The organism is Pseudomonas sp. NPDC088429 (genome assembly GCF_044753305.1).
In the GTDB taxonomy this organism is placed as follows: Bacteria; Pseudomonadota; Gammaproteobacteria; order Pseudomonadales; family Pseudomonadaceae; genus Aquipseudomonas; species Aquipseudomonas rustica.
Genome location: NZ_JBIVMX010000002.1, coordinates 264,586 through 277,161 on the forward strand (window position 1 = coordinate 264,586; position 12,576 = coordinate 277,161).

Sequence of the window (12,576 nt, forward strand, 5' to 3'; positions counted from 1 at the left end):
GCGATCGCTATCCAGAGTTTTTCTCCGACGCACCCCTGCGCGAAATCGGATGTCTGCCAGGCTGGCTGGATTTGCTGGATGAACTGTGTGGCGCGCTGAAAACTTACCTGATAGCTCACCCCGAGGTGCCTCAAGTGCGGGCGCGTCAAGTGAAGGAAAAATTCGGAGGGTTGCGGTTTTATTACTCGGGTGGCGATGCGACGTGCCGTGAGTTGATCGCTCGCGCAGAAGAAAGGTCTTTGTCGCTTTGCGAGGTCTGTGGGCGGGCCGGGATGTTAGGAGGGGAGGACTGGCTCCGCGTACGATGCCTCGATCATGTGTACGGCAGCCCTCAGTTGACCGCTCGATAAGCTGAAACATGGAATTCCCACGCGAAAGGTTTCCCTTCTGCAAGGGAGCGAACACGGGATTGAAAAGGGTAGGCGAGCGGTTCGGATTGGCCTAACGCTGCTTTTGCAGCGTTACCCATGATGGCCTTGAGGCTTTACCACGCGCGCAGGGGGCTAGCGCGCCTAAGTCGGCTTGCTTGCAGGGAAGGGAGGCCGCGCAGTAGCTGTGGGCGCGCTAAAATCAACTTTGCTTTTCTTGGCCGCCGCTTCGTTGAGATCTATCGGACTTAGGTGAGCCAAGCTTATCTGAAGGCCGAATTTATTGAACACAGCTTCTAGGGTTGAGAGAGTCGGATTCCCGCTATCGACCTCCAGCTGCGACAGTGCCCGCTTTGAGATTTTGCTGGCCAGCGCGAACCGCTCTTGGCTCACACCCAACAGATTTTCGCGAAGACGCTTAACTGCGCCGCCAAGCGTCAGTTTCCCTTTGGCGACTTCATCGGCCACTGCTTGAATGTAGGCCCTGCGCTCTCCTAGGGTCATCTCATTCATATCTACCCTCACTTCTTCAATTGAATATCCCGACTGTTGATAAGACTGCCCTTTGTGCTGCGGACTCTAAACATCTTGCTAGGGGCCCATCAGCCCATTGGTCGGTGGTTTCTAAGCCATAACCAACAATGGCTAGCGCATTATAATGCACTAATACATGAGTAATGAAGAGTGGCGGCGCATTAAAATGTGCTGAGTGCCTGCGCATCGCCTTCTCGTTGGTTTGTTACATACAACGATAACCCCAGGCACTTCTGGCTAGGGCTATTCACATCTCAGCCAAAGGACTTGTGCCAAGCTGGGGTTTAGTAAGCATTGTTGCAGTCGCGAACCAAGAGGCAGGTCATGAGAGGCGGTGAGCCGCTAGATGCTCCATGTCTCTTAGCCAGCCTCTCAGAAATCGACGCCAGTCATGGGCATAGCTACCTTCCGGAAAACGCTCAGCAAGTGCGGTGGCTGCTTCGAATCTTGTCCGCCAAACTTCCGGGATATGCTGATCCAGAACGATCACGAAACAGTGCCCATCGCTGCTTTTGTACGGCGTTTCCGGCACAGAGTCTCTCAACTCCTCAATCGTCATAAGCGAAGCGTGCCCATGAGGTTGTTCGAGGTCTTGTCGATCAATTTCATCGAGAATGCTTAGGTGAGGCTTTGCGCGATCATCACCCGGTCGCAAGTCTTCCAGCCCCCACAAAGCCGCCCGCCGTGCGCGCTCTCGCTGCCACAGACTTTTCAAATCGATCGCCATCAAGGTTCCTTAATACATCCACGTTCTGCGCAACGTCATCGGCAGGTGTGACTACAACTGCAGCCAAAATCCTTCGTGGACGACCTGGGACGCTTCAACAGGGAACGTCATTGTACGCTGTTAGATGTGTTGATCCGATTTCACGCACTGCCCAATCTCCAAACAAATCGAGTGTCGAGGCCGTGCTGACTGCGAGAGGGGCGAGTCAAGAAAAATATATTTTCAGAAGACCCCTTGAAAAATTTTTTGAGCGACGGATCTTTATATTTGAGGACAACAGAAAAGCAGCGATCTCCGCGCCCCATCTTCCACCGATCCTACTGTGGAAAACAGTGTTGTTTTTTGCTTTTGCACTGCTTCTACTTCTGGCCTTTTCTTACGATTTATCCTGCTGACGCTGATGTGTGACTGCCCTATGGGCATAGCAAAATCGGCACTTAGCGGCGTAAGCCGCTGCTATCCAGTTTGATTGCAAAGAACGAGTCATTTTTTGAAAAAATACCCGTGCCGGACAACTTCGTGCGAGTCAGTCCGCAGATCAACTGGAGAGAGCAGATGGAAGACGAGATTGAGTTTAAGGTTTGGCGCTCGGCGCAGCAGGCAGGTAGCAAGGTGTCGTTTGCACGACTGCTTGAAGAGGCAGTCTCCTGTTTCAAGAGAAACCCGGGGCTTGATCCTATCGTGCGGCTTCACGCGTCAGGGATCGGCGCTGAGAGCGTCAGGGTACTACGTGAAGCTCTGAAACGGCATGATATCGATGCGGGCCCATCTGCGGCTTATGTCGAGCTTAGGTCTCGTCTTAGAATGCATTTGCGCGACCATCTGCAATTTCACGTGATGAAGATCGGTTTTGCCTCTGACGATATGAAAGCGGATCAGTTGGAACGAGATATGGGGCTGTAGGGCGGGGAGGCGGATCCCATCAGCGGAGCCTTATTCAGCTTCCGATAACTGGGCTTCCGAAAATGTGGTAAACGGCAAAGGGCTGTTATTGGCTAATTCTGATTGTCGGCAAAAAAAGGGCAGTCAATCGATACATGGAGCGCTTAAAAATATCGCCGGTGCAGCTCATGGTTGGGTGAATTAGCGTGGGGACGAGTTGCCGGTAGCTGCGCGTAGAGATAGCCTCAACTGGCTGCTTCCGGCCAATAGGGGACGTTCAGATGCCGTAAGCAGGGACGATGAAGCAAGCATGTCGTGGCCAAAAGAGCGCTTAGTTTAGATGAAAGGTTCCGTCAAGCTCAGCGCCAATCGACAGCAGTCCGTTGATTGCTGCTGTCGATGAAACGCACGTTTACCGTTGCCAGTATTAGTCAGCGAACTGGCTGGGGTTCAGGGAACTTCCAACCCCCGGTGAGGATTTCCGAACGAGGTTGGTATAGGCGCACTGTGTAGTTCCATCCCTTCACGGTAGGCAGGCAGTTAGGAGCACTTGCGCCGCAGTCTCCGAACTGGATTACGATAGAGCCGTCAACACTTTTTTTCGCCGTCAAGTTGTTTAAGGTGTATGCATTGGCGGCGTTTTTCTGGAAATAGCCCTCTGCGTTGTACAGGCTGACAGACCAGAATCCATCGACAGGAACATCTTTCACGGTCAGCTTATAGGTAGTTGTACCTTCGTTTTCGCTAGGTGTGACGTTCAGGTACGTCGCATCCTTATCGGGGTTTCCGCCCCATGCAGAAGCTGAGCCTAGAAGATGGCGAACCGGGTCGACTTCACCCTTAGTGCCAAAGGCTTTCTTGAAGTCTGGAATGGTTGATGACAGAACTAACAGCGCATCGCGTACTTTCTTCTGGCTGCTGGCTTCCCAAGCTGGCAGTTCGAGTTTGCCTAGGCTTTTCTGGCTGACAGTGACTTTATCTTGCAGAGCGTGAACAAGTTTCAGGTCATTAGCGTTGTTTGGATCAACCAGGGTGCGTATAGCCGTGAGGACATACCGGCTACCAACGTTTTCCCGTGTAAGAATATGGGTGCCCGCACCATAAAAAACATCAGGGGTGTAATGATCTTCGTTGATGACCTGCATCGCCATAAAGCGTTTACCCGGATCGGGCAAGGTAATGGCTACCGGCCCAGCGTCCAGGTCAAAAACGCCGGAGGAGTACAGGGTATCGCGGTTGAGACGGATCACAGTCTGATGGTCGATTGAAGCGGGCTCGCGGCGATGTAGAAGCTTACCCAGTCCGCCTTGTTTAACCAGCCCAGTGAAGTACAGGTCGCTTTCCGCACGGGCGAAGTTATCGACGGTGACGGGCACCGAAGGTTTGGACGAGGCGGCGTCTTCAGAATGGGTAATGCCGGTGGCCGTCAATGCGACTGCCATGATCGCGACGGAGATAACGATTCTTTTCATAAGATTCCTTTCAAATTTAAATAGTGACGTCACGAACGCTTCTCGGAGTCGACTTTCAGCTTCGCTCCGCTAGAAAATAGCCAGTGTGAGGTTGACGGTAAAGCCGTTACTTCAGCTCGGTTTTTTGTATCGAATACCGGTCGCGGACGCATAGTTCCAGCGACCTCGGCCGGTGGCTATACGGCAGTGAAGCTGGCCTTGGCGTAGGAGACTTTCATATCCAGGCCTGAACTTAGCTTGCCAACGATTGGCACTGACCCGCCGCCCTTGAATCAGCCGTCCTACCATATGTTTGTCAGCGACATAATCCAGCCGGGCTCGGGTGGGACAATACCTGCGTTGGAAAACACTTGTCCGCGTAATCGGCCGGCCTACGCCTCCCTCAGTTGCCAATACCACAGGGCTGCAAATCGCGACAAGCAGAGCCAGAATCGGTCGTAGTTCGAACTGTCCGGACATGAAGGTGCTCTACTTAGGGAACTGAACAGAACAGGTTTTTGCATTAATCATCACTGATCTACAGGCGTCAGCTGCGGCATTTTCCATTCGCCATTAGCTACTTCTGGTTTTGGAAGGTAGATCCGGAGTACGCCATAGAACGGGCCGCTTGGCGCCGGCAACCAATTACTCTGCTTATCTTTGTCCGGGCTGGCATGCTGCACGTATAGCGTCAAGCCGCCGTCGGCATCAAGTTTCAGATCGGGAAGCATCCGGGAGTTGATGAGGTAACGGCTGACGGGATTGGCCACAAGCAATTTGCTTTTGCCATCATACATGGTCAACGACCAGAAAGCGTTGGCCGGAGGCAGTGCACCCTTGTCGAAATGCAGCATGTAATTCTGTTTTGAAGCGTCCACCGGTTTGCCTGCGTTGTCGACGAAGTAACCGATGTAGTTTGCTTCCTCCGAAGAGTTACCGAAGATGCCGATATTTGCCCCGACGTAGCGGTATAGGTAATTACCTTTCAAGTGCTCGCGAGTACCGAAGAAGTCGCCACTGGTGACCTTATGGGTGTCTATTTTGGTTTTTTTGAATTCGGCGAATTCAGCCTTGCCATCAGCGATGCCGGCTTCCAACGCTTGACGTTGTTCTACCGTCAGCTCGCTGACATTAAACGGCTCTCCTGCGGAAATGCCGATTTTTGCAAAGCGCGCCAATACCTCTTTTTCTACAGGTTGCACCGGCGCGAAGGTGAGCATGAAGTTCAGATAACGAAATAGCTCTGGGCTGTCACTCATGCTGGCCACAGGTTTCGGCCAACTCACTCGAGTGGCTGAGTTCGGTGCAGGTTGCTCGGAATACTTGCTGAGCGGCTCAACCTTATACCCCTGCTGGATCTGTTGAACCTTGGCCAGATCGTTTTCTTCGAACAGTTGGGTGCGGTAGAGGGCATAGGCGATGTTGCTTTCGCTATGGATTACCCGATCGACATTGGTGGGCTTTTGCCCTTTCCAGTCCGGGCCGGCAATCATGAAGTGACCGCCTTTATTGCCCGTGCTGCGAGTTCCCAGGTAGGCGAAGTTATGGGTATAGAGATCAATTAGCTGCACTGAATAGTAGCGGCTATCTTCGATCGCCGGCATGGTCAGCACCATAGGCTCAGCCCTCAGATCCAACCATACAAAGGAGTACGGAGTATCTGAGTTGGGCGTGACGAAGGCACTGTCTTCAGGTGTAAACACCTTCGCGGTATTGCCGATCTGGTTAAACGGAGCTTTGAAATTTGAACTCCTTTGGTCGACGGCCTGGGTGTAGAGAGTCTTATACATCTCCACGACAGGGAAACCGTACAAGTAGGCTTCCTTAGCGATTGCCCTCGCTTCGGAGGGCGTAGCTGTGAAATCGGCCAAGGCGTTAGCGCTTAGTAACAGCGAGAGACTGGCAATCAGCACGTGCGTGGGCTTTACAGTGATCATCGTTGTTCCTTGTCATTCTGTTCAAACCCGGTTTGTACGGGTATGGAGTTTTAAAGCAGGAAAAGCAGAACGGTATTGTGCTCGTGGTTGGCAGAACCTATTTGCCGAAAGTGACGTTAATGCCGGCGAATAAGGTGAACTGCGGAAGGCCTTCGCCTTTGCGCTCTACTGTCCACTGAGGTTCTACGTAGGCGTTCAGGATATTGGTGCCAGCTTTCCAGGCTTTCCCGACACCCAAACCGAGAGGTATGTAATGGGTGTCATTCTTGAGGTCGAATGTCCAAGTGGCAGTGGAGCGTAGATACCAGCCCTTCGGAAGGTTGTGAATGACCAAGGGTTGAAAGGTCGCGCTTTCGACATGGGCACGATTGTGATCACCGGCGAAGGAACTCTGGTATTGGATCAGAGCGCCGAGCAGACCACGGGGGGAGGAATCGATGGCCACGGCGGCGAGGCCTGCCTGCCATTTTCTAGTGCCTAGCTCATCTTGCTCGGCAGTCGGAGCGGTAATTTGAGGGCCTATGCCCAACTGAACACCGTCCGTTTTCAGCAAAAAGATATCGAACAGGTTCAGATCACCGATGCCGGTGCTGTAACCATTGTGCGGATCAGGGCGGGTGCTGATAGGCAATGTTGCCCGTAACAATTGCGGGACGCCGATGAAGTCGTTTGGAGCTATCGGCAGCGTGCCGCGGAGCAATGCGTCATTGGTATGGACATTGGTATCGTAGATTTTAGGCGTGTAGTAATCCTGAAGATTCATGCCTGGAGCGAGGTTAAGCGGGTTATTACTTTTGTTGGCCGTGTCGGCATTATCGGCCATCGCGGAAAACGAAGAAGATAGAGTTGTGGCCAGCAAAAGTAATGGGGCACACCGAAATTTGGACATGTTCCTTTCCTTGGTAATGCTAGGGATGCGTCATCAGATAGGACTTCAGGAGGCTATCTATTACTTTCAGACAAGTCTCCACCCATCGCACTCTTTGCGTCGAAAATTGGGCACGGAATCGAGCCGGTCACCCCCGGCTGCACTCGAGCGAGTAACCGGCACGTTAGATGCCGCACTGGATTGTTTCTAGTTTCGTTGACGCTGACTGACAGCTTCTGGCCGTAAGCGGTCGGGCTATATGCCGCTTGTTAGACTGCGGTCAGTTTATGCCTGCCTGCTGCCGAGCCTTCACCGTCCTGAGATGATCAATCTTTGTCGTATCGCTTTGGCTTATAAAATCCCTCCGTCTCGCCCAACTAGGTGCCGCCTACACGCTTGATAATCGGAGAAATTCCTTTCCCTAGCGACCCTTGACTCCATCAAACACGATGCCTTTGTCTCCCTGCGCCGCACCTGCGCGCCTTGAGGTTTTTTCTTCATAAGGTGAAGAGTGCCCGTTCACTGTTACCTATCCAGCGCGTGATCCATTTCCTGGCATAACTGGTCGAACATTTCGTGGCTGATCATGCGTTCGATCAGTAGGGCAGTGAAGTAACCTGTCATGGTCATCGAAGCAACGTAGTCGTTGTTAAGTGCATCGATGCGCCGCACCGTCCTAACCATCTGTCCCCGTGCGCGTTCGATTACTTCGGGGCGGTCGCTCACTATTTCCGTCATTGGCATATCGGAGCTCCTTTCGGTTATCGACGTTCTTCTTGCCCCACCGCAACACCGAATTCGGGCGTAAGATGCCGCTGTATATCGTTTGCCTATTACTGGTACAGCTCAGCCAGCCTAGGGCTTAAGCTCCCGCACAACGAAACCTTCGTTGCATCGCCCATCACATCGATCGTTCCATCGCAGTTTTAAGCGAATTCGCCTATTGCAGACACGATGAGGTCGTAAGCAGCACTTACAACTAAAGCGTCAAGCGTCATTTCAGTTTTTTTCACGTGGCAGTACTGCGCCACTTTAGCGCTTCCCACGGCTAGAAAATGCTGTGGTTAAATTCGTCTATGTTCTTTTACCATTCATTGGAGAAGGGCAAACCTATGCAGACTGATTAAGTTTGAACGTTCTACCCTGGGTGCACTGCTCGATCGCTTTTCCGGATCCGGCTGGAAGTTACGATTAACCATGGCGGCTCACCTTTGAATCATGTGTGCGTATTAGGCTTTGCTGTCCCGCTGGCCGTCATTATCGCTATGTCTCTATGCGTGTGGAGCACGCTCGGACATGGAATACGCCTAGGGGCGCAGAAAACGGATAAGACATTTCACACGAATGGATGGATGTGCGACACCGAACTGCACCTTTTCGTCGATGACCGAAACTAAAACGTTCAGCCTTCGTAGAGCATACCGTTGGACGTTAAGGGAAGTTCGAACATAGTGATTCCATCGGATAGGGAAAGCCTGCTGTTGGTTCAATGTCGTATCGGTTTCTGCACGCCTCCCAGCACAGCGCCCATTAACTGTACGGCGTCTCCTGCGTCCTGCATTGCTCTCAAAGCTGTCGCCCTAGCTGAAGCGTAACTCAAATCACCCAACTGATCGGATTTCTCCAAAAAGGCTAATGCGACCTCCAGCCGCGCAAGCAGGCTGGCTAACTCACGCGTAGCGTCATTGACTGAATGAGTACTCATTTCTCAACCTTGTTGGTTTGGGGGAAAGGAAATGCGATCGCACGTAACATTTTGGCTGGAACTCAGGGAGCTATCTGTCTCTGGAAGGTCTGATAGTCCCGATCTGTACATACATTGACCATAGCTTGCAAAGGCAGATTTCCTCTGCACGCACTACATTCGGATCAATCAGATAGTAAGACGATAGGATAGACGGGCTGTCCATTTCTGCCTGACGATTTCATTCATTCAATGCCTTGGTTGGCAGTGGAATGCGTTGATCGGCGATACGAACCAGCACAGGAGGCGCGATTGCGACAGGTACGTAAAGCATCATCGGCGGTAGCGAAAAATTTCCAGTTGGCCGTCGGCATTTCTAGCGCTCAACCTTTTGATAGACAGCCCGCCTTGTAGGAAACGACAAGATGCCGGCAGTGTGAACATCTTCTTGCGCAAAAATGTAAGAGGTGTATCTCGGGTCTCAGCGATGGAAGGAGTGAAGGTGAAGCAGGGAGCTGGAAGGCGTATGCCGCCGACTTTGAGGCCTCCCATTGCTGTCCGGCAGGGCACAGGATCGCAGCTTTTTCTAAAGACTGATTAAAATTACCGATTGAACATTACGGTGGAGAAAGTCAGAAAGCTTGCCCCGGGCAGCGGCCTAGGCGGCCTGTGCTACGCCCATTGCTGCCCCTGTGTAGCTGCAGTTAGCAACCACGAAGAGAGTCGGATAAAACTTTAGCGTAATTGGGAGGGTCATCCATAGGCAGCCACCTCATCAGAGTGTTGGTCATCACATACCTGGAGAATTCAAATGAGCTTGTTCAGCACGATATTGGAAAAACTCGGAATAGGTAAGCACGCTACCTCGTCAGCCCAAGCAGCTCCCGCAGCGCCAACCACTGGCACCACCGGCGAGATAACACAGAACCCGCCTTCAACGCCGACCGCTGCGATCAGTGAAGTGGATGTGGCCTCTAAGCTGGAGGCCTTGGCAAGCCAGCAAACCGAGCAGCTCAACTGGCGTACTTCGATTGTTGATTTACTCAAATTATTGAGCATCGATAGTAGCCTTGCCGCCCGCAAGGAACTCGCTGCAGAACTGCATTACACAGGTTCAACAGACGATTCGGCAACCATGAACACCTGGCTGCATTCCGCAGTTATGAAAAAACTGGCAGAAAATGGTGGGAAGGTTCCGGCAGATCTGCTGGATTAAATACGCCTTATTCATTCATGACGTGCATCGGACGCCTACCGTGTTCCTAGGTCGCCATCTAGGAACGACGGTACGCACGGATTACCGCACAACGTTTGAATCTATCTCGTCACGCCATCGCGTCATATAAACATTCGGAGGCTTGTGGAGGAGAGGTCGTTGGCGCATGGCGATCTGCTTGCGGGGATGAGAATGGTGGCCGCTAAATAGCAGGACACCATTGCCCTAAGCGTTGACAGTCAGTACGGCATTTTTTCCGAACGCTTATCGTGAAAAGCAGGTGTGACTTGCCGAGCCTTGGAACGACCCTTGGGCCCGCAAGTCTATCTGTATCTACTCATTGGTAAGGTACGGCGCTATGGATAAGACAATCACAGTCGATCAACTGGCTACCACCGACCTTCGATCAATCAACGAAATATGGCTCGGCGAAACGCATACCCAGCTTTGCCTATGGCGAGGTGAACAAGTCTTCACCCACGAGATGATGAGCGAGGGTACCCACGATCAGAATGTCCGACGCCTGTGCTTGCAGTTGGTTAACCCTGACGATCAAGCTGCAGTCGCCAGCGTTGAGATGATCGTGCGCGAACAGCTAAAAAGGTTGGGCAAGAAAGGCGAGTTTTATCCGGCTGAGGAGGCGGACACTCATCAATAGGAATTGGAGCATCGGTCAGCCACAGGAAATCAATTCAAGACGTATTGTCGCTTGGAAGCAGATTTCAAATGAGGATCTTGGAGCGCTTAGGATTACTCACTCTGTTCAGTAGAAAAATGGGGCAGACCACTATATGGATATTGAGTTGCGCTGGGCCGGGGGGATTAAAAACTCAGGCACAACTAGTTGTAAGTGCGAGGCGTGATTTATAGTGTAGTCTTCAGGTATTAACCACATCGAGAATTTTTTATGTCAAAACTTGCCGAATTCCGTCAACTCGAAAAACACCTTGCAGAACAGCTCCAGGCGCTTGAGGCCTTGAAAGGTGATGCAGGTCTTAAGAAAGAAATTGAGTTCGAAACGAAACTGCGCGATTTGCTCGCAAAATACGGCTACAGCCTGAACCACGTGATCAACCTGCTTGATCCGCAGGTAGGTCGCCGCGCTCCAGCCGCCGATTCCAAAACCCGTAGTCGCAAACCTCGTCAGTTGAAGGTTTATAAAAATCCTCACACTGGTGAAGTCGTTGAAACTAAAGGTGGCAATCACAAAACATTAAAAGACTGGAAAGCTGAGCATGGCTCCGACACGGTCGAGTCTTGGCTAAAAAAGTGATTGGATTTGAATACAAAAGGGCCTAAAGAGGCCCTTTTTTTATCGATTTTTTCTACATGTCGCAGATTCCATTGCTTAAATCCACTTGTAGGGGCGGCGCCTTCTGCCCGTCACGCTGATAAGTTGTGTGAACTTTCGTCATACGCGAATTTCCATTGCTTGAGATTAATGCACCTAGTGATCAGCCGGGAATCGGCTGTTGCAATCCCAAGCCAGGAAGTTGAACGTGAAGACCTTGACCCCCAAGACCTCGCTGCGTCGCGCCGTTACCGGCCCGATGCTTTTTCTCTTCATTCTCGGTGATGTTCTCGGAGCGGGCGTTTATGCACTCGCCGGGACAATTGCGGGGGAGGTAGGTGGAGCAATATGGGTGCCTCTGCTCATCGCTCTATTTTTCGCGATGCTTACTGCAGGTTCCTACGCAGAGTTGGTGACAAAATATCCTCACGCGGGCGCCGCTTCGGTTTTCGCAGAGAAGGCGTTCCGGTCTCCGCTCATTTCTTTTCTCGTTGGCTTTTGCATGCTATCTGCAGCTGTCACGAGCGCGGCGGGTTTATCCCTGGCGTTTGCGGGTGATTACTTGGCGGCGTTCATCCATGTACCACCTCACATTGCGGCGCTGCTGTTCCTTGTCGTTATCGCGCTCCTGAATGCCAGGGGGATTAAAGAGTCCTTGGGAGCCAATCTGGTGATGACAGTCATTGAGCTCACAGGTCTTCTTTTGGTCGTTGTTGCCGCTGCTTGGTATTTCCGTACTGGCGATGCGGATTTGGGTCGCAGTCTGGAGTTCAAGCCGGGGATCAGCCCGATGTTAGCCGTTTTGAGCGCGGCATTAATCGCCTTCTATTCTTTTGTGGGATTCGAAACATCCGCCAATCTTGCGGAAGAAATCCGAGACGTTCGAAAAGTTTACCCGCGCGCATTATTTGCCGCATTGCTAACCGCCGGAGTCCTCTACATGGCTGTCGGCATCGCGGCATCTTCGGTACTGCCCATGGAAAAACTTGTGGCAACGTCGGCTCCTCTTCTGGAAGTGGTTCGGGCGTCAGGTTTAAACATTCCGCCTCGTATCTTCGCCTTCATTGCACTGATCGCGGTAGCCAACGGCGCACTGTTAACCATGATAATGGCGAGTCGCTTGACCTATGGCATGGCCTGCGTTGGACTTTTGCCAGACGCCTTGAGCAAGGTGCTGCCTCGGCGACGTACCCCCTGGTTGGCGGTCATCGCTACCACCCTTGTAGCAATCGCACTCACGCTGACGGGAACGCTAGCTACATTGGCCGAAACCGTAGTCCTGCTCCTGCTGTTTGTGTTTCTCAGCACTAATTTGTCCGTGTTAATCCTGCGCCGTGACGAGGTTGCGGAAAATCACTTTCGCGTGCCGACGTGGGTTCCGGTACTTGCTATCGTCTCGTGCCTGGTACTGCTCAGTCAGCAAAGTCTGGAAACATGGATGCGGGGAGGGGGGTTGATCCTGATAGGCATGCTGCTTTTTGTGTGTTCAAGAGTGGCACTGCCGGCGCGAGTGGAGCCTAGCTGATCCTGTAAGCGCGTCGCCTGTCTATCGCAGCGTAAAACGGGTCGAAGTCATAGGAGTGCGGGGTGGGCGCAGTTGTATCGGGTGCGTCCAATG

The 12,576-nt window shown here is 52.2% G+C and carries 11 protein-coding genes and 1 pseudogene; 5 read left to right on the forward strand and 7 right to left on the reverse strand.

Annotated features, from left to right (window positions below; translation table 11 throughout):
• Window positions 1-512 precede the first annotated feature (512 nt).
• The gene (locus tag ACIP66_RS02705; protein ID WP_400645091.1) at window positions 513-881 is read right to left on the reverse strand and encodes a helix-turn-helix domain-containing protein; all 369 of its coding nucleotides are present in this window, start codon (window positions 879-881) and stop codon (window positions 513-515) included.
• A gap of 343 nt (window positions 882-1,224) precedes the next feature.
• Entirely contained in the window at window positions 1,225-1,629 is a 405-nt protein-coding gene (locus tag ACIP66_RS02710; protein WP_400645093.1) for a hypothetical protein, read from the reverse strand.
• Window positions 1,630-2,184: 555 nt separating this feature from the next.
• Between ACIP66_RS02710 and ACIP66_RS02715 the strand changes: the two genes are divergently transcribed.
• A complete protein-coding gene (locus ACIP66_RS02715) occupies window positions 2,185-2,532 on the forward strand; it encodes a hypothetical protein (protein ID WP_400645096.1) in 348 nt (115 codons plus the stop codon).
• Window positions 2,533-2,942: 410 nt separating this feature from the next.
• On the opposite strand, the gene ACIP66_RS02720 is transcribed toward ACIP66_RS02715, so the two are convergent.
• From ACIP66_RS02720 to ACIP66_RS02740, 5 genes and pseudogenes are all read right to left on the reverse strand, one after another.
• Window positions 2,943-3,983 carry a DUF1214 domain-containing protein gene (locus tag ACIP66_RS02720; protein WP_400645099.1) on the reverse strand — a complete coding sequence of 347 codons (1,041 nt, stop codon included), beginning with the start codon at window positions 3,981-3,983 and terminating at the stop codon, window positions 2,943-2,945.
• A 132-nt stretch (window positions 3,984-4,115) separates the two neighbouring features.
• Window positions 4,116-4,442, reverse strand: a pseudogene (locus ACIP66_RS02725) (transporter); the annotation flags it as partial.
• A 50-nt stretch (window positions 4,443-4,492) separates the two neighbouring features.
• Window positions 4,493-5,899 carry a DUF1254 domain-containing protein gene (locus ACIP66_RS02730; protein WP_400645101.1) on the reverse strand — a complete coding sequence of 469 codons (1,407 nt, stop codon included), beginning with the start codon at window positions 5,897-5,899 and terminating at the stop codon, window positions 4,493-4,495.
• A gap of 97 nt (window positions 5,900-5,996) precedes the next feature.
• Complete coding sequence (locus ACIP66_RS02735) at window positions 5,997-6,788, reverse strand: hypothetical protein (protein WP_400645104.1); 792 nt, start codon at window positions 6,786-6,788, stop codon at window positions 5,997-5,999.
• A 504-nt stretch (window positions 6,789-7,292) separates the two neighbouring features.
• Window positions 7,293-7,511, reverse strand: a complete 219-nt coding sequence (locus ACIP66_RS02740) for a hypothetical protein (protein ID WP_400645106.1) — start codon at window positions 7,509-7,511, stop codon at window positions 7,293-7,295.
• 1,751 nt (window positions 7,512-9,262) lie between these two features.
• On the opposite strand from ACIP66_RS02740, the gene ACIP66_RS02745 reads away from it, so the two are divergent.
• The 4 genes from ACIP66_RS02745 (at window position 9,263) to ACIP66_RS02760 (ending at window position 12,483) form a co-directional block, all read left to right on the forward strand.
• Window positions 9,263-9,667, forward strand: coding sequence for a DUF3597 domain-containing protein (locus ACIP66_RS02745; protein WP_400645109.1), 405 nt, complete (start codon window positions 9,263-9,265; stop codon window positions 9,665-9,667).
• Window positions 9,668-10,025: 358 nt separating this feature from the next.
• Complete coding sequence (locus tag ACIP66_RS02750; protein ID WP_400645111.1) at window positions 10,026-10,325, forward strand: hypothetical protein; 300 nt, start codon at window positions 10,026-10,028, stop codon at window positions 10,323-10,325.
• A 249-nt stretch (window positions 10,326-10,574) separates the two neighbouring features.
• A complete protein-coding gene (locus ACIP66_RS02755; RefSeq protein WP_400645114.1) occupies window positions 10,575-10,940 on the forward strand; it encodes a histone-like nucleoid-structuring protein, MvaT/MvaU family in 366 nt (121 codons plus the stop codon).
• 277 nt (window positions 10,941-11,217) lie between these two features.
• Window positions 11,218-12,483 carry an APC family permease gene (locus ACIP66_RS02760; protein ID WP_400645166.1) on the forward strand — a complete coding sequence of 422 codons (1,266 nt, stop codon included), beginning with the start codon at window positions 11,218-11,220 and terminating at the stop codon, window positions 12,481-12,483.
• Window positions 12,484-12,576: the final 93 nt, after the last annotated feature.